Annotated in this window: 19 protein-coding genes; 4 read left to right on the forward strand and 15 right to left on the reverse strand. The window is 49.1% G+C overall.

The window, feature by feature from the left end; genetic code table 11:
- From L3J94_07450 to L3J94_07465, 4 genes are all read left to right on the forward strand, one after another.
- Entirely contained in the window at positions 1–1,059 is a 1,059-nt protein-coding gene (locus L3J94_07450) for an agmatine deiminase family protein (protein ID MCF6218577.1), read from the forward strand.
- Positions 1,060–1,086: 27 nt separating this feature from the next.
- Positions 1,087–1,974 (forward strand): carbon-nitrogen hydrolase, encoded by an 888-nt coding sequence (locus L3J94_07455; protein ID MCF6218578.1) that lies wholly within the window; start codon positions 1,087–1,089, stop codon positions 1,972–1,974.
- 36 nt (positions 1,975–2,010) lie between these two features.
- Entirely contained in the window at positions 2,011–3,207 is a 1,197-nt protein-coding gene (locus L3J94_07460; protein ID MCF6218579.1) for a cupin domain-containing protein, read from the forward strand.
- Between the two features lie 143 nt (positions 3,208–3,350).
- Positions 3,351–3,722 carry a rhodanese-like domain-containing protein gene (locus L3J94_07465; protein ID MCF6218580.1) on the forward strand — a complete coding sequence of 124 codons (372 nt, stop codon included), beginning with the start codon at positions 3,351–3,353 and terminating at the stop codon, positions 3,720–3,722.
- A gap of 91 nt (positions 3,723–3,813) precedes the next feature.
- Here the strand turns inward: L3J94_07465 and L3J94_07470 are convergent, their stop codons facing one another.
- The 15 genes from L3J94_07470 to L3J94_07540 form a co-directional block, all read right to left on the reverse strand.
- Positions 3,814–5,055, reverse strand: coding sequence for a regulator (locus L3J94_07470; GenBank protein ID MCF6218581.1), 1,242 nt, complete (start codon positions 5,053–5,055; stop codon positions 3,814–3,816).
- Positions 5,056–5,093: 38 nt separating this feature from the next.
- A complete protein-coding gene (locus L3J94_07475; protein MCF6218582.1) occupies positions 5,094–6,194 on the reverse strand; it encodes a regulator in 1,101 nt (366 codons plus the stop codon).
- A gap of 145 nt (positions 6,195–6,339) precedes the next feature.
- Complete coding sequence (gene ccmI, locus L3J94_07480) at positions 6,340–7,599, reverse strand: c-type cytochrome biogenesis protein CcmI (GenBank protein MCF6218583.1); 1,260 nt, start codon at positions 7,597–7,599, stop codon at positions 6,340–6,342.
- On the reverse strand, positions 7,596–8,084 hold the full coding sequence (locus L3J94_07485; GenBank protein ID MCF6218584.1) for a cytochrome c-type biogenesis protein CcmH: 489 nt from the start codon (positions 8,082–8,084) through the stop codon (positions 7,596–7,598). Before L3J94_07485 ends, ccmI begins: the two co-directional genes overlap by 4 nt.
- Positions 8,084–8,656 (reverse strand): DsbE family thiol:disulfide interchange protein, encoded by a 573-nt coding sequence (locus tag L3J94_07490; GenBank protein MCF6218585.1) that lies wholly within the window; start codon positions 8,654–8,656, stop codon positions 8,084–8,086. Before L3J94_07490 ends, L3J94_07485 begins: the two co-directional genes overlap by 1 nt.
- Positions 8,656–10,650 carry a heme lyase CcmF/NrfE family subunit gene (locus L3J94_07495; GenBank protein ID MCF6218586.1) on the reverse strand — a complete coding sequence of 665 codons (1,995 nt, stop codon included), beginning with the start codon at positions 10,648–10,650 and terminating at the stop codon, positions 8,656–8,658. The genes L3J94_07490 and L3J94_07495 overlap by 1 nt, the downstream gene beginning before the upstream one ends.
- Before the next feature lie 32 nt (positions 10,651–10,682).
- Positions 10,683–11,189, reverse strand: coding sequence for a cytochrome c maturation protein CcmE (ccmE, locus tag L3J94_07500; protein ID MCF6218587.1), 507 nt, complete (start codon positions 11,187–11,189; stop codon positions 10,683–10,685).
- Positions 11,186–11,374: a heme exporter protein CcmD gene (ccmD, locus tag L3J94_07505; protein MCF6218588.1), complete on the reverse strand. Its 189-nt coding sequence runs from the start codon at positions 11,372–11,374 to the stop codon at positions 11,186–11,188. The genes ccmE and ccmD overlap by 4 nt, the downstream gene beginning before the upstream one ends.
- On the reverse strand, positions 11,371–12,132 hold the full coding sequence (locus L3J94_07510) for a heme ABC transporter permease (protein MCF6218589.1): 762 nt from the start codon (positions 12,130–12,132) through the stop codon (positions 11,371–11,373). Before L3J94_07510 ends, ccmD begins: the two co-directional genes overlap by 4 nt.
- A 9-nt stretch (positions 12,133–12,141) precedes the next feature.
- Positions 12,142–12,810, reverse strand: a complete 669-nt coding sequence (ccmB, locus tag L3J94_07515) for a heme exporter protein CcmB (GenBank protein ID MCF6218590.1) — start codon at positions 12,808–12,810, stop codon at positions 12,142–12,144.
- Positions 12,811–12,819: 9 nt separating this feature from the next.
- A complete protein-coding gene (gene ccmA / locus L3J94_07520; GenBank protein MCF6218591.1) occupies positions 12,820–13,434 on the reverse strand; it encodes a cytochrome c biogenesis heme-transporting ATPase CcmA in 615 nt (204 codons plus the stop codon).
- Positions 13,435–13,642: 208 nt separating this feature from the next.
- Complete coding sequence (locus L3J94_07525; protein ID MCF6218592.1) at positions 13,643–14,194, reverse strand: TlpA family protein disulfide reductase; 552 nt, start codon at positions 14,192–14,194, stop codon at positions 13,643–13,645.
- A complete protein-coding gene (locus L3J94_07530; protein ID MCF6218593.1) occupies positions 14,195–14,758 on the reverse strand; it encodes a hypothetical protein in 564 nt (187 codons plus the stop codon).
- Positions 14,759–14,760: 2 nt separating this feature from the next.
- Positions 14,761–15,615, reverse strand: coding sequence for a cytochrome c biogenesis protein CcsA (gene ccsA, locus L3J94_07535; protein ID MCF6218594.1), 855 nt, complete (start codon positions 15,613–15,615; stop codon positions 14,761–14,763).
- Entirely contained in the window at positions 15,615–16,616 is a 1,002-nt protein-coding gene (locus tag L3J94_07540) for a cytochrome c biogenesis protein ResB (protein ID MCF6218595.1), read from the reverse strand. The genes ccsA and L3J94_07540 overlap by 1 nt, the downstream gene beginning before the upstream one ends.
- Positions 16,617–16,690: the final 74 nt, after the last annotated feature.

A 16,690-nucleotide genomic window follows, 5' to 3' on the forward strand; every position in this document is an offset into this window, starting at 1 on the left:
ATGCCACAAACAGCAACAAGTGACTGTGCAATCACACTTCCGGCGGAATGGGCACCGCAAAGTGGTGTGATGCTCACTTGGCCTCACCTCAACACCGACTGGCGAGCGTGCCTCGATCAAGTAGAGGCTGTCTTTGTCACCCTTGCCAAGCAGATTGCCCAGCGCCAGCTACTCATTATTAGTGCCAACAATAAGAGGCATCGCCAGCACATCCTTGCACAGCTGACAAAATCTGCAGTCAACCTGAAAAACATAACGCTATATCTCGTTGACAGCAACGACAGCTGGGCACGAGATCATGGCCCCATCACCATTTTAGATGCAGGAAAACCCACACTCCTTGATTTCACCTTTAATGCTTGGGGTGGCAAATTCACAGCAAAGCTGGATAACCAGATAACAACACACCTGCATGCGGCGGGTGCGTTCGGCCACACCCCACTTAAACGGGTTGAGATGGTGCTCGAAGGCGGCGCCATTGAATCAGATGGCTGTGGTACGCTACTCACCAGCTCCCACTGCCTGCTGTCACCCACACGCAACCCCAACATGGACAAAGCCAGCATCGAACAACAGCTCTGCCAACTGTTTGGTCTATCAAGAGTATTGTGGCTGGATGATGGTTATCTGGCAGGTGATGATACCGATAGCCACATCGATACGCTGGCGCGATTCTGTGATGATAAAACGATTATTCACGTCAGCTGCGATGATATAAATGATGAACATTACCCCGCCCTGAGACGCATGCAGCAACAGCTGCAAGCGATGCGCACCGTGAAGGGTGAGCCTTACAGGCTAATCCCGTTGCCATGGCCGCAAATAAAGCGCAATAAAAAAGGGGATAAACTACCCGCCAGTTATGCTAACTTCTTAGTGATCAACGGCGCTGTGCTGGCACCAACCTATGATGATCCGCAAGATAGGTGCGCATTAGAGCGCCTACAACTGGGCTTCCCTGATCGGCAGATTATTGGCATCCCTTCGTTACCGCTGATTCAGCAATTTGGCAGCCTGCACTGCGTCACCATGCAGCTACCGGAAGGTGTTCTCCCTTGATAGCAACCTAGAGCAAGAGTAACCACCATGAAGACACATCTCACCGTAGGACTGGTTCAACAACAGCTCGCTCCAAGCCGGGAAGATAACCTTTCAATCTCAGTTGAAGGTATCCGCGAGGCCCATGAACAAGGTGCCAAGCTGGTTTTGTTACAAGAGCTGCATACTGGCCCCTATTTTTGCCAAACGGAAGAGACCCGTCACTTTGATCTTGCTGAAACGATCCCCGGCCCCAGCACTGAGCAGCTGGGCCAGCTCGCCGCAGAGCTGAATATTGTTATCGTCGCATCACTTTTTGAACACCGCGCACCCGGCCTCTACCACAATACTGCGGTGGTTATCGAAACGGATGGCTCCCTGGCCGGACGCTATCGAAAAATGCATATCCCCGATGATCCCGGTTTTTATGAGAAATTTTACTTCGCACCCGGTGACCTAGGCTTCACACCGATAGCGACCTCGGTGGGGAAGCTGGGGATACTGATTTGCTGGGATCAGTGGTACCCCGAAGCGGCGCGCCTGATGGCCATGAGGGGTGCAGAGTTACTACTCTACCCCACGGCAATTGGCTGGGATCCCAGTGACGACGATACAGAGCAGCAACGGCAACGGGATGCCTGGATAACAATCCAACGCAGCCATGCCATCGCCAATGGCCTGCCGGTGCTTTCATGTAACCGTTGTGGACATGAACCAGACCCTAGTGCGCAGGGGTTGGGCATCCAGTTTTGGGGGGGGAGCTTTATCTGTGGCCCGCAGGGTGAATTACTATGCCGTGCAGAAGAGGAGCCGCAGATATTGGTCACGACGATTGATAAAGCACGTACAGAGCAGGTTCGGCGGATTTGGCCCTACTTCAGAGACCGTAGAATCGATGCATTTCATGATCTCACCCGTCGCTATGGAAATGAGTAAAATCACCCCACTTGCAATTATTTAGGCCTTTATCTAATGAAGAACAGCCCTACCCGCTCACTCTTTGGCGATATTTCAAAGCAGCAGTTTTTATCTGAATATTGGCAAAAGAAGCCACTGTTGATCCGGGGCGCACTTCCCGATTTCAGGTCACCCATATCAGCCGATGAACTGGCTGGCCTAGCCTGCGAAGATGAAGTTGAGTCACGCATTGTGATCGAGAAGGGTGGCAATCACCCGTGGGAGCTTCGCCACGGCCCATTCGAAGAGCATGACTTTTCCAACCTACCTGAAAGCCATTGGACGCTGCTACTACAAGAGGCTAATAAACAGATACCCGAGCTGGCCGAGCTGCTCGATATCTTCAACTTCATTCCCAGTTGGTGGCTAGATGATATCATGATCAGCTACTCACCCGACCAAGGGACGGTTGGCCCTCACTATGATCGTTATGATGTGTTTTTACTACAGGTTGAGGGCCGAAAAAACTGGCAGATAAATACCCTGCCAGTTGATGAAGATAACGTCATTGATGATATCGAACTGCGCATCATGAAAACATTCCACAGCGAAGACCAGTGGACGCTTGAAGCCGGTGATATCCTCTACCTTCCACCGGGTGTTGCGCATCATGGAGTTGCTCAAGGTGAGAGCCTTACCTACTCAATTGGCTACCGCGCACTCTCACAAAGCGAGCTACTTGCCAGCTATTTTGATTTTATATTGGAACAGCACGATGGAAAACGACACTTATCTGACCCCGCACTCACCGTGCAGGCACACCCAAGCGAAATCACCCCGGAAACAATCAAAAGAGTGACCATGTTACTACGTGAAATGCCGCTCGACAGCGACAGTATCGGGCGCTGGTTTGGCCGTTTTATAACCGAACCGAATCAACCCATGGCGCGCTATTTACCTGAGCAGCCATTCACCCGCCAGCAGTGCTTACAACACTTTAAAACAAACCCTCTCACTCGCCATGCCCACTGCCGATTTAACTTCATCACCCTCGCCAGTGGTGCCATTAATCTCTATATCGATGGTGATGAGCACCTACTAAATCCAGAGCAGGTCGGTTTTGGGCATATCATTTGTGATCAGTCCCACTATTGTCACCAGGAGCTCTCCCCCTACCTCAATGATCCACTGCTAAGCCGTCTACTGCTGCGCTGGATAAGTGATGGCGCACTCTATTTCACTGATGAAAAACAAGAGGTGACCGAAGTTTAATGTACCCAAAAAACTTACCGAAAGGGTGAATGTTTACTCGAGCTTACTGTCTACCTCTCGAGTTAATAAACTTATTGTGGCCTTTTCACGAGAGGCCGCAAAGATCTCCCTCATTATCATATTCTTATCATAGGAGTTACTTCATGCCACGTATTACAACCATCTCGCTACTCATTATCGCTCTGCTTCTCAGTGCAGGCTGTAGTCAGGTTGCAGATAACGGGTCAACAGAAAAACAGGCTTGGCAGTTAATTGACCAAGGGGCTCTGCTGCTTGACGTACGAACACCAGAAGAGTACCAACAAGGGCACCTCTACAATGCACTTCTAATTCCACATGATCAGCTTGCCAATCGAATCAGTGAGTTGGGAGGGGATAAATCACGCGCAATCGTCCTCTATTGCCGTAGTGGTGGACGTGCTGGGAAAGCTGAAGCAGTTCTACGTGAGCACGGCTTTACCGATGTGTTAAACGCAGGTGGCTATCAGGATATGATGGAGGCAAAGCGCAATTAATCACTGCCTGATGCTCAAGAGAGCAACAAAAAAGGCCCAGCCGGTTTTGACACCGGCTGGGCCTTTTAATGTGTTAACAACCACTTGCCTATCAGTAATCAAACTCACGGAAAAGTGCTACGCCGCCAAAGCTACCTAGCCATACCGAACCGTTATCCGCTTCAGCCATTGAGAATACATTATCACTAAAGAGGCCATCCAGCTTGGTTTTAACATCAAAACCTTTTCCATCTCCCTTGAACTTGGCAAGGCCTTTACTTGTACCCGCCCAGATGTCGCCAAACTTATCTTTGTGCAGCATAAAGATATGATTAGCAGGTAGGCCATCAGACTGAGTATAAGTCTTCCAGTTTTCACCATCAAACATCGATAGACCCGCGCCCCAAGTACCACACCAGACATTGCCGTCATCATCGATAACCAGAGAGATGATGTAATTGGGGTTAAATGCAATATCAACCTCTTCCAGCCCCTGCTCTACTTTTTGACGTGCATGGTGCTTACTGGCATCACCCGGGTCATTGGTAAATTTAATATCATCCTTCACCTCATCATACTTGGCACCCAAGCCATCGTCATGATTCCATGAGCTCCACTTACCGTCACGGAAAAGAGTCAAACCACCCTCTGTGGCCAACCAGACATCACCATTTTTACCCTCTTGAAGCCCATAAACCCAATCATTGGCCAGCCCATTATTTGTGTTATTCACGGTATGGGTTACCCAAGCATCCGGGTTATCAAGCTCACCACCACGAATCAAAGTAGCACCTGACCAAGTTGCCACCCAGACATCACCATTTGCAGTGGTCATTGCATCATAGACAAACTGATCACCCAGCCCTTCCGGAATGTTATAGTTTTTCCAGCTACCTTTTTGAGTGTCATAGAGGCTCAACCCGCCGCCATAAGTACCCGCAGCAATTTTTCCATTAATTTTACTGACATGGAAAACACCATTAGAGAGCAGCGCTTCACTATTTACGTTGTGTGAAATGTGACTACCCGTTGTCATGTCATACTCGATGACACCCCCCGATGTTCCCACCCAGGCAATATTTCCATCAACAAAGATACTCTTGACATTGCGCTGACCAACATTAAAGTGGGTAAAGCGATCATAAGCATTATGAGCCGTAGGCAGCCTAGGCTGAGCTGCGGCAGGCATTGCTGAGGCATTTGCGGCCACTGGCATAACAGGCGCAGGATTACTCTGTTGAGAAGCGGGCATAACGATCGGTGCAGGTGTGGATTGACTGCTTCCGGCATTGTATGCCAGACCACCCACCACTGCCGCGACAGCAACAACAATCCCCAGTGTCTTAAAGTTCATCTTCTGCTTCCTTCTAAGTTTTATCTATTTCAAGTTGCTCATCGCGCAAGTATTGCTACACCATTTCGTGTGCCAACCCAAACCCTGTTATCTTGCGTCACTGTAATATCGTAAACATTATTGTCCAGTAAGCCATTACTGCTGTTGTAAGTAAACCAGCGGCTACCATCGAAGCCACTCAGACCACGATTAGTACCAAACCAGAGCATGCCATCAGCGCCTTCGGCAATGCTGTAGACAATATTCCCGGCCAAGCCTTCGTTGGTGGTGTAATTTGTCCAGCTTGTACCATCGTAGCGGGCGACACCACCACCCCATGTTCCTGCCCAGACAGCACCATCTTGCGCCACCTCAATATCAAAAACATAATTGGGATTAAAGGTCTCAACACCATTTGTAGTGATACTCAAGTCATGTCGGCTACGCGTGCCCAAGCCAGTATTATCACTCACAGGAAGGGAGGTTCCATTTGAAGCCCCTAGCCCCTCATTATGAGTCCAGACGTGCCACGTTACGCCGTCGTACATGTTGACACCGCCCTCGGTACCAATCCAGACACGATCCTGCTCATCTATATCCAGACCATAAACCCACTCATTAACCAGCTCTTCAAGGTAGGTACTGAAAACTTCGGTTTCGCCATCAATACGATTAAGCCCAGCCCAAGTTCCTACCCAGATAGTCCCATCTTTTTGTTCTGCAAAAGAGTAGACCCAATAATCTGCCAGTCCATGCATCGGGAAGTAGGTTTTCCACTCGCCATCACGATAACGTGACATCCCCCCCCCATCGGTGCCGAACCACTTGTATCCTTTGCTGTCTGTGTAGATAGCGAAGACATACTCATTGGCCAGGCCATCTTCACGGGTATAGGTTGCCTTCATGTCATTGGTTTGAAGGTCGATCTGCAGCACACCCACCGAAGTCCCGATCCAGAGCGAATTGGTGGTGGTATCTTCGGCAACAGAGCGCACATAGACACCCTCACCAACCTGAAAGCTCTCTTGAATTCTATAGGGCGCTTGCGCCGCGACCTCTGCCGCTGTTGGTGTGGAAGTGGGCGCCGTTTTATCTGCGTCACTACAGCCACTTAAAAGAGCGACTGCCGCTGCGACTGCCACTATCAGACGATGGTTCATTTTTTATTCCTTGCACGCCATTTTCAAGCTAAATATAACACGAGACCCCGGCTCAATTCACCCATTCTGCAACCGCAATGTAAAAATAACGCTTCACATTGAGGCGGCAGAGGCGAGTGATTAAACAGGGGCCCCCATAAATAACTTACTCAATAATATTGTTAATAATCAGATTTACCTCATTACCATCAGATAACCGGATAACACCACTCAGCCCTTCAACATCACCAGGACCCGGCATCGCGGTTCCGGATTTACTCACCCGGGCGCCAATCACCAACTCAGAGAAGCTGGATAGCTTCATTTCTGGAGTCATCGCCATCGAGTCATCCAGTGTAAATGACATCGGCAAGTCACTTACTTGCTTACGAAGTATCGCCAAAGGCATTTTGGGGCCATTAGCAGCGCGAGCAAAAATAAACACCACATCATCAGGTGATACCTGTGCACTGATAGCCGGATCCAGCTCTACCGTGCCACGCACCACTGCGCTTACAGCCGCTTGGGTGCCGCTCTGTTCTGGCGCGGCTTGGCCGAGAAGTTGATATATTTCACTCAGATTAGCCTCAATCATCTGTGCATTCTCACTCCCTTGAGGCATCAGGCCAAGTAGTTGCTCCCAATAGCGTTTTGCCTCTGCCCAATCTTTTGCTTGATAAGCACCGGTACCGGCCAACCAGAGTGACTTGGTGTGATTTGGATCAAGCTGTATCGCACGTATCACCGCCTCCATTGGCTTACCTTGAAGGCTGCGGTCGTTGGCAAGTGCCTGCGCATCGGCATAATCAGCGTAGAGGTCTGGACTCTCAACTTGCTGCTTGGAAATTGCGTTTGCATACGATTGTGCAGAAGCACCATATTGTTGAACAAAATAGTAAGAACGCCCTAGCATAGCCCAACCTTCAGCATCATCCGGATTCGCCTCTAGCCGCTGAGTAAGCGTGGCAATCATCTCCTCAACATTACTGCCTTGATGGCCTTCAGCGTCAACCTGCGCCTGAATCAGTGATGGATCAAAAGCCTCAGGACCACCACCAAACGAGTTATAGAAGGCGATTGTCAGAATAGGTAGTGCAATGATAATGACCCATGCAGAAGCCTTTGCCGCCATCGCATTGGCAATTTTATCACCACTGCTCTGCATCTCTTTCTCAGCCTGGGTTGATTCAAGCAGTTCACGTTCGGTATCTTGCTTCGCAAGCTCGAACTGTTCTTGGCTGAGTGTACCGTTGCTCAGGTCACGCTCAAGCTCAGTGATCTGATCTTTAAACACGGCAATGCTCAGCTCATCACGTTTGCTTTGGTCCGCCTCAACATCCCCAACGGTCTCTTGAAAGAGCGGCGGAATAACAAACAGAAGTGCTGCAATAATAAGCAATACGACAATAACCCAGAAAAACATCATTTACTTTCATCTCCTGACGACTGCTTTAACAGCGATTTCACTCGTGCGAGCTCATCTGATGAGAGCTGCTCTTCAGCAGCCTCAACACTATTTCTACGACGTGCTCTAATATTCATGACCAAAACCCCCAACCCTACCGCAAAGAGAATAAAAGGGCCAAACCAAAGAACATAAGTTGTGGGCTGAACAGGTGGACGATAAAGAATAAAATCACCGTAACGCACAACCATATAATCGACAATTTCCTCTTCCGTTTTACCTGCAACGAGCATCTCTCTCACCTGATTTCGCAGATCCACCGCCAACTCGGCATCAGAGTCGGCAATGGTCTGATTTTGACAAACCAGGCAGCGCAGCTCAAAAGAGATCTCCATTACTTTTTCTTCAAGAACGGTATCTTTGGCCATCGGCTTCGCTTCCATAGCCATCACTGAAGTGCTTACCAACACCAACAGCAGCGCAACTGTGCACTGAACTCGACTCATTAAACGCATGCCTCAACCGCCTCCCGCGAAACCTGATTTTGTCGATCAGCCATTTTAAGCTGCTCGACCAGAGGAAGAATACAGTTACGAAGAATATCGGGAGTTAAAGACCCGATTACCTTGTGAACCACCGTGCCATTTTTATCAATCAAAAATGTTTCAGGCGTACCCGTCACGCCATAATCGATGCCAACACGACCCTCTTCATCATATGCATTCACAACATAGGGGTCACCGGTACGGCGTAAAACCAAGCGTGCATCTTCACGCTTGTCTTTATAATTAAGGCCATAAACGTCCACCAACCTTGAGTTTTTAAGCTCCATTAACAACGGGTGCTCATATTTACAGGTCACGCACCACGAGGCCCACACATTCAACAGGTAGACCTTGCCCAGCATATCATCGCGGCTAATGCTCTTTTCGGGCTGCAACAGCTGGGGCAGGTTAAAGTCTGGCGCTGCTTTGCCAATGAATGGCGAGGGCACTTCCCGTGGCTTAAGGCTTAACCCCGCAAACAGAAAGCCTGCCAGCACTAAAAACAGAACCAATGGGATAATATATTTAACCATCAGACACTCCCTTCAGCCGCCGCTGGCTTTTTGTCATCACTGACCAACAATTTTTTCTTAGCCCGAACTCGGTAGCGCTTATCAGAGACCGCCACTAGACCACCCAGCGCCATAATGAAGCACCCCGCCCAGATCCAGTTAACAAATGGCTTGTAGTAAACACGCACACTCCATGCACCATTACCCACCGGCTCCCCAAGGGAAACATAGAGATCCCGGAATATCCCGCTGTCGATACCCGCTTCGGTCATCGGCATGGTTTGAATGCGATAGGTGCGTTTTTCCGGATGCAGGACAACATAATCCTTACCATCTTTAAGCACCTGAATAGTGCCCATATTTGAGTCATAATTTGGCCCTGTCACCATGGCAACGCCGTCAAAGCGGAAGACGTATCCATCCATCTCTACAGTCTGACCAACTTCCATACGCATATCTTTCTCTTGCTCATAGGTCTCAACCATCGTAATACCGACAATAAGCACGGCAATACCGAAATGCGCCAGTTGCATACCATAAAAATTACGTGGAATTCTCTTTAGTCGCGCAAATATTGAGCCTTTACTACTTGCAGCAGTCAGGCGGTCATAGAACTGGCGTATCATTGACGCTGTAATCCACACCGCAAGAATTAAGGTAACGCTGGTCATCGCGTGCCACTCGCCCATGGTAAAGGGCAGTAACAGACCAATGACGATCGACGCGATAAAGGCCCAGCGCAGACGCAACCAGAGGTCAGGTACTGAGGCTCCTTTCCAGCGCGCCAATGGCCCAATACCCATCAAAAACAGCAGTGGCAACATCAACGGCACAAATACCGCATTGAAGTAAGGGGGTCCAACCGAAATCTTACCCATCCCCATTGAATCCAACAGCAAGGGATAGAGTGTTCCCAGCAGTACCGCTGCCATTGCCACTATCAGCAGCACATTGTTAGTCAGTAGCAGTGACTCGCGGGAAAAGAGCTGAAAACGCCCGCCAAGGCCGACTTTTGGCGCACGCCATGCGTAAAGCGCCAACGAAACACCAATGGTAACCAGCAAGAACATCAGAATGAAACCACCACGTTCAGGGTCTGTTGCAAAGGCGTGTACCGAGGTCAGAACCCCTGAGCGTACCAAGAAAGCACCCAATAGACTTAACGAAAATGCAAAAATCGCTAGCAGTACCGTCCAGTTTTTAAAGCTACCTCGCTTTTCGGTAACGATAAGCGAATGAAGCAACGCAGTACCCACCAGCCATGGCATGAACGATGCGTTTTCGACTGGATCCCAGAACCACCAACCGCCCCAGCCAAGTTCATAATATGCCCACCAAGAACCCAGTGCGATACCAATCGTCAGGAAGACCCAGGCGAGTATTGTCCATGGGCGCGACCAGCGAGCCCACGTGGAATCAAGACGACCACTCAGCAGTGCCGCAATGGCAAAAGCAAAGGCAACCGCAAAACCGACATACCCTAAATAGAGCATGGGTGGGTGAATCACCAAGCCGGGATCCTGCAGCAGTGGATTAAGGTCGCGACCATCGAGTGGTGCGGGGAACAGGCGATCAAAAGGATCGGATGTCAACAGCATAAAGAGTATGAAGCCCACCGTGATAACACCCATAACACCCAATACACGGGCGACCATGTCCAGCGGCAGGTTCTTGCTAAAGACCGCAACACCGACTATCCAGAGTGTGAGCGATGTCACCCAGAAGAGCATTGACCCCTCATGCCCACCCCAGACACCGGCAATTTTATATTGTATGGGGAGGTAACTATTAGAGTGCCCTGCCACGTATAAAACAGAGAAATCATCTGTTACGAAGGCATAAGTCAAACAGACATATGAAATTGCCGTGAAAACAAACAATCCGGTCGCCACCGGGCGGGCCAGCGCCATCCAAGGGTGAATGCCCTTGGCCGCGCCAATTATCGGCAGGGTACCTAGCACCACCGCCATACAGAGCGCCAGGATTAACGAAAAGTGACCAATCTCTGGGATCATTAAAAATACTCCTCAAACCTTACCGGCTATTATTATTTGCTGATGCCTTCAACAGGGGTATCAGTTGATGGTTCATTCTCTTGTGCAGCTGCTTTGGTTTCTCTCGCCGCTTTTTCCTTCTCAGCCGCTTCAAGGGCTTCGGCTACTTCAGGCGGCATATAGTTTTCATCATGCTTGGCAAGCACCTCTTTTGCAGTGAATACTGAATCACTGCCCCACTTGCCCTGAGCAACAATACCCTGCCCTTCTCTAAAGAGATCTGGCAATATGCCAACATATTTAACGGGCACAATCTCCAAGCCGTCGGTCACATTAAAGGTTACCGTCAGGCCATCATTTGCACGCGCCAGTGATCCCTCTTCAACAATCCCCCCCAGGCGAAAGGTATGATCTCTCGGTGCTTCGTTATTCAACACCTGAGTGGGGCTGTAGAAAAACACCATATTGGAGTTGAAAGCATTCATAACCAGTGTGGCCACTGTGGCAATGCCCAGTAAACCGACTAGCACAACAAGTAAACGTTTATTTCTTGGCTTCATTCTTTTTCTACCATTTTAGCTCGAGCTTGTATTAATCGTTTCAGACGTCGCGTTATATCTTTACGGTGTTTTTTGACAGTAAACATCTCCACCAAAATAAACAGCAGCAACACACCATACGATGCCCATACATAGAGGCCATGGCCTCCCATTGCGAAGAATTGTGACGGATTATCCCAGTTCATTTCTCTTTACCCAGCTCTTCGACCAACCAATTGGTATCTCGTTCACGTTCAATGATCTCATTTCTTACACGCATCAACACAACCGCAATGGTATACATCCAGAAAGCAAACACCATAATCATGAGCGTAATAAACATCTCGGTTGCCATACTGGTCTTGTTTGTGGTGATTGAGGCACCTTGGTGAAGCGTATTCCACCACTGCACAGAGAAATAGATAATCGGCACATTCACCACGCCAACCAGCGCCAGCAGCCCACTCGCCTTAGCGGCACGATTGGGATCATCGATTGCGGCGCGCAGCGAGATGTAGCCTAAATACAGAAATAACAACAGAAGCTCAGAGGTAAGTCGCGCATCCCACACCCACCAAGTACCCCAGGTTGGCTTACCCCACATGGCTCCGGTCCAGAGTGCAATAAAAGTAAAAATAGCACCGGTAATTGCCAAAGAGCCTGCCATCATATCGGCTAGTTTCACATTCAAAACAAAATAAAGTCCGGCATAGAAAGCCATCAACAGATAGATAAGCATCGACATCCACGCTGCGGGCACATGGATATACATAATTCGATAACTATTGCCTTGCTGGTAATCTGGTGGCACCACAAAAAAAGTCATGTAGAGCCCGGCAAGCACTAACACAACAGCAAGCCCCATAAACCAAGGTATCATTTTTCCCGCCAGCGGGTAAAAGTTACGTGGTGAGGAGAATTTTAACCAGCTAGTCGGTTTTTTTTCACTCTGTTCGGCGGCCATTAACTCGTTTTACTCCATTGAAATCTTCAGCGCCGCTGCAGACGCCCAAGGGGTCAGTAACAGCGACAATATCAGAAAAGCACCCAGCAGTGAGAAGTGCGCTTCCACACCCATCCCAGCATTCATAGATGAAACTGCGCCGGTACCAAAAATCAATACCGGCACAAAAAGCGGTAAAATCAACAGTGAGAGCAGTACACCCCCACCTCTTACACCCAGGGTAAGGGCTGCCCCAATTGAGCCAATCAAGATCAAAACCGGGGTGCCCAGCAGTAGTGTCAAGGTTAAAACTTTAATTTCCTCACCACCCAAACCTAACAAAAGCCCCAGCAGTGGTGTCAACATAACCAGAGGAACTCCGGTCAGCAACCAATGCGCAACGGCCTTACTCAGTACCATCAAGGCGAGCGGCTGCGGCGACAGAATCATCTGTTCAAGGGTGCCATCCTGGTAGTCTGCTGAAAACAGCCGCCCTAGCGAAAGCATGGTTGCTAATAACGCGGCAACCCATATGACACCGGGTCCTATCGTGCGCAATATCTCCATTTCGGGACTTACCCCGAGAGGAAACAGTGAGACCACAATAATAAAAAAGAACAACGAGGTCATCACATCCTGTGGTCGACGCATGGCCAGCAATATATCTCGGCGAACCATCAAATTAATAACCGAAAACATCTTATGCCCTCACGCTGACAGCGTCAGTTGTTTAACCACGCCCTCAATATCCACATCCTGATGCGTAGTGAGCAGCACCACTCCACCGCCCTGCAAGTGTTGGGCAATCACCTGTTGCAAGGTTGCAATAACCGAAACATCCAGCGCTGTATAAGGCTCATCCAGAACCCATAATTTGCTTTCTGAGAGCAACAGACGCGCTAGAGAAACCCTTCTTCGCTGGCCTTGTGAAAGCGCCTTAGCAGGCAGATCGATACGCTCTCCCAGCCCTATCTTTACCAAGGCATCGATCAACTGATCCTCGCTGTGATGCTCACCTGAAAGCATGGTCGCGATGCGCAGATTTTCTAGCACAGTCAACTCATCCTTAACCCCGTTAAGGTGACCTATGTAGGTCAGCTCATCTCGGTAGCGCTCTCCCTGCTTTCGAATAGCCTCACCTTGCCAGATAACCTCGCCGGACTCCGGATGTGAAAGGCCGCAAACCGTTCGCAGTAGTGTAGTTTTACCGCTACCGTTAGCACCTTTCACATGCAGCAACTCACCCGACTCAAGTGCAAAGTTAAGCCCTGTAAATAACAGGAGATCACCTCTTACACATTCAAGATCAAGAATTTGCAACATTACATCTGACCACTTGTTTAATGATGTTTCTATCCCGATAAAGTCATACACGGGCTGTAAAAGCGCATGAGTGTAACACCATCAACAACACCCCTCAAACCCTTTACCACCCACTCTCAACAAGTGCTCAAATAGAGTAATTTTAAATAGCCAACCAAGCGGGGCCACTGCTTAGCTCAGCTAATGGGAAAATATTATGAGAGAGCATTTACCGCGCCGCCCTGTCATTACGCACAGCCTCTTCTATCAGCTCACGTGAGTCATGACTATCCCACTCACGCCCCCCCGGAATAACTGCAATCACACGCCCCTGCTCATTAATTATTAAGGTAGAGGGCAAGCCCTGAACAGAGAGTGTTTGAGTGATAACATCTTCCGTTGCATCAAGAAGATTTGAGAAAACCACATTACGCTCTGCAAGAAACTCCCTCACCAGGTGATCGTCATGATCCATGGCAATACCAACAAGCTGGTACTGGTCATCAGGCAAGTCGTCCGCCAGACGTTGCAGACTGGGCATCTCTTCCCGACAAGGCGGACACCATGTAGCCCACAAATTAAGCACCGTTACCTTACCTTCAACCGGGGAGTAACTCACCGCACCACCCTGCAGATCCATCAACGGAAGGTCATTTATGGTCTGACCAAGAAGGTGGTCAGAATTTTCAGGCTCTTTTTCGGGCCAGAAAAACAGCAACAACATACCCACAATCAGCGCAATAAGTACCCATAAAGGGAGTTTACTGTGATCACTTTTCATTTACGGCTTATCGAGTTTTTGCCGCCAACCCTCTATATAGCTCTCGGCTTTGTTGCGATAGTTAGGGTCTGCAGTCAAATGAAGATAGGTGCGCATCGCCCCAATGGCCCCCTCATACTCACCAAGTCCTTCAAGTGCTAACGCCATACCGTAGTAGGCATTATCAAACATACTACGCAACTCAACAGCGGTACTAAAGAAGTCGTAGGCAATTTTATACTCACCTGTACCCAGCAGCGCATAGCCCATATTAGAGTGCGCCTCAGGTAACAGGGGGGTTAGTTCAAGCACGCGGTGCAACGCCTTAACCGCCATATCATACCGCTTGGCGTGCAACATCATAACGGCTTGCTGAAAACGTGCATCCGCTTCTGCAAGGCGTACTTCGCGGGCATGCCCCTGGGGTTCTGAGTAGGGGTTAACAGGGAGCTTTCGATCGGCCACTGCAACCAGCGGCTGGTCTGAAAAGTTTTCGGTTAAATTACTAATACTCACCACAATGGTAGCCACTGCAGCTAATGCACAAACCGTAATCAGATATTGGTAGTCACCTTGCTGCATCACGCTTATACAACTCCTTTATGTGCTGAAGCACTAAAATAGGGCGCTCCGAAATAGGTCAAAAACGCAAAAACAAAAACACCAATCACTAACCATGCACCCACTGGCAGGGGAATGCGATAGGTCATACGAAGATGTATAATCGCCCCAAGATAGAGCCAATTAAGGAATGAGGAGGTCTCAAGCTCATCCCACTGCCAGTAGCGACCCCAAGCATCCTGCGCCCAAACGGCACCGGCTATCAACATCAAACTATCAAAGATCAACGCAAGCATCATAAAGCGCCAAGCAATATGATCGAGCACCTCGCTACTCGGCATTTTGGAGAAGATAGGCGCAAACCGTGTTTGACGTAACAGTACGATGCCTGCTAACCCAACACCAAAGAGTGCAGCCCCTAAAAATATTTTCCCAAATATAACATGTGCCCATTTCCAGTTGTTGTAGTAGGTTGTGGGATAGAAGCTGGCAACCGGATCTAAAATCAACACCCAACTGCCGAGCACCCAGAGTGCAGGAAAAACAATGACCGAGGTACCCCGTAAGCTGGGCGCTCGCCAGTAGATCACCGCATAGAAAATGGAGAGACTCCAGATCTGGCTCATCAGCAACTCAAATAGGCTCACGAAGGGGCCATTTCCAACTCGGTCCCAACGCACCCCCATGGCAATGGTCATTAACACAATTGAGAGCAGCAAACTCCACAGCACTAATGATTCAATACGCTTCGTTGAGGGCAGCTCTATCAACACACCATCACCCGAGTAGCGGGGTATCATCCCCCAAATTGCGGCCCCTGTCGCCAATGCCAACGCTAGGAGAGCCCCCCATAACCAGGGTAATTCTGCGGCTAAAACCATCAACTCACACCACGCTTTGTTTCATTTTCAAAATTCTTCCCCAACAAGCGGTCCGCACGAGACCAGAGATGCCAACCAAGACCCAGCACACCAAGAGTAGAGATAAAAAACAGCCAACGCAGTGTTGGGTCATAAAAAATGGTGTAGCCCATCCACATGGTTAGTTCTTTATATTTTAACTGGCCATCATCAAACTGGAGCGACTCCCCTTCTTGTAACTCAACCCGCATATCATCGATGGTGACCACCAGCACACCGGATGAGTTTTCCATTGAAAGCACCCAATAGTCATCTTTATTGTATTCATTTTTTAGCTTCAGCCAGAATTTGATGGTGTTATCACTACCCGGTGGATTCCACTCATTTTTTTGGCGATAGTCGTTAAGAGGAAATGAGGGCATATTCACACTACCGGTGTAGGCGCCACCTTCACTTGGCAACCACTCAAGAATCACCGAGTAGCCTTTGTTAAACGAGGTATATAAGCGGTAGTCACCAAATATTAGTGGGGTATCATCACCGACAATAATCTCTTCGGAAAACTGACCCTTTTCGTCCAGCACACCTATCTGGCTTGCGGTTGCCCCACGCTGAACACCTGGCTCATAGCTAATCGCGTAAGGGCCTTGTAAAAATGATATTTCATTTAAATCGCCAACATGCCACGGCCCTTGCTGTAACTCGACCAGGTGGCTGGGATCAAAGCTCTGCCCAACCACAATTTCAACCTGAGCGTCAAGGTGAGCCAGACGGCCCACCGCAATTACAATAACCAAGCTGAGCAAAGAGACATGAAATAGCAGCAAACCAGGTTGACGATTAATTTTACGATTCGTTGCAATCGCGCAGGCTAAGTTAACCGCCAGCAATAACATTGGCACAATTAACACCCACACCGAATAACCTGTATCACCGCCATAGGTCAGCATCGAGCCTACAGCCAGCAATAACATGCCAACCAGCGTCACTTTTAAAGAGGCCATTGCCGAGAACAGGCGCATAGTCAAACTTCACCGCTCGTGGTGTTAGAGGTATATTGAGTCATAGCCGGATATTTAAGTCGGGTTACCTAGTC

The organism is Gammaproteobacteria bacterium, from assembly GCA_021647245.1.
Lineage (GTDB): Bacteria > Pseudomonadota > Gammaproteobacteria > RBG-16-57-12 > RBG-16-57-12 > JAFLJP01.

Bases quoted from the DNA above. Each gene is read 5' to 3' on its own strand.
- L3J94_07460 (MCF6218579.1), top strand. From the start codon at position 2,011: ATGAAGAACAGCCCTACCCGCTCACTCTTTGGCGATATTTCAAAGCAG.
- ccmA (MCF6218591.1), bottom strand. From the start codon at position 13,434: ATGTTGCAAATTCTTGATCTTGAATGTGTAAGAGGTGATCTCCTGTTA.
- L3J94_07485 (MCF6218584.1), bottom strand. From the start codon at position 8,084: ATGAGTCGAGTTCAGTGCACAGTTGCGCTGCTGTTGGTGTTGGTAAGC.
- L3J94_07475 (MCF6218582.1), bottom strand. From the start codon at position 6,194: ATGAACCATCGTCTGATAGTGGCAGTCGCAGCGGCAGTCGCTCTTTTA.
- L3J94_07465 (MCF6218580.1), top strand. From the start codon at position 3,351: ATGCCACGTATTACAACCATCTCGCTACTCATTATCGCTCTGCTTCTC.
- L3J94_07490 (MCF6218585.1), bottom strand. From the start codon at position 8,656: ATGGTTAAATATATTATCCCATTGGTTCTGTTTTTAGTGCTGGCAGGC.
- L3J94_07450 (MCF6218577.1), top strand. From the start codon at position 1: ATGCCACAAACAGCAACAAGTGACTGTGCAATCACACTTCCGGCGGAA.
- ccmE (MCF6218587.1), bottom strand. From the start codon at position 11,189: ATGAAGCCAAGAAATAAACGTTTACTTGTTGTGCTAGTCGGTTTACTG.
- L3J94_07455 (MCF6218578.1), top strand. From the start codon at position 1,087: ATGAAGACACATCTCACCGTAGGACTGGTTCAACAACAGCTCGCTCCA.
- ccmI (MCF6218583.1), bottom strand. From the start codon at position 7,599: ATGATGTTTTTCTGGGTTATTGTCGTATTGCTTATTATTGCAGCACTT.
- L3J94_07525 (MCF6218592.1), bottom strand. From the start codon at position 14,194: ATGAAAAGTGATCACAGTAAACTCCCTTTATGGGTACTTATTGCGCTG.
- ccsA (MCF6218594.1), bottom strand. From the start codon at position 15,615: ATGGTTTTAGCCGCAGAATTACCCTGGTTATGGGGGGCTCTCCTAGCG.
- L3J94_07495 (MCF6218586.1), bottom strand. From the start codon at position 10,650: ATGATCCCAGAGATTGGTCACTTTTCGTTAATCCTGGCGCTCTGTATG.
- L3J94_07510 (MCF6218589.1), bottom strand. From the start codon at position 12,132: ATGGCCGCCGAACAGAGTGAAAAAAAACCGACTAGCTGGTTAAAATTC.
- ccmD (MCF6218588.1), bottom strand. From the start codon at position 11,374: ATGAACTGGGATAATCCGTCACAATTCTTCGCAATGGGAGGCCATGGC.
- L3J94_07470 (MCF6218581.1), bottom strand. From the start codon at position 5,055: ATGAACTTTAAGACACTGGGGATTGTTGTTGCTGTCGCGGCAGTGGTG.
- L3J94_07540 (MCF6218595.1), bottom strand. From the start codon at position 16,616: ATGCGCCTGTTCTCGGCAATGGCCTCTTTAAAAGTGACGCTGGTTGGC.
- ccmB (MCF6218590.1), bottom strand. From the start codon at position 12,810: ATGTTTTCGGTTATTAATTTGATGGTTCGCCGAGATATATTGCTGGCC.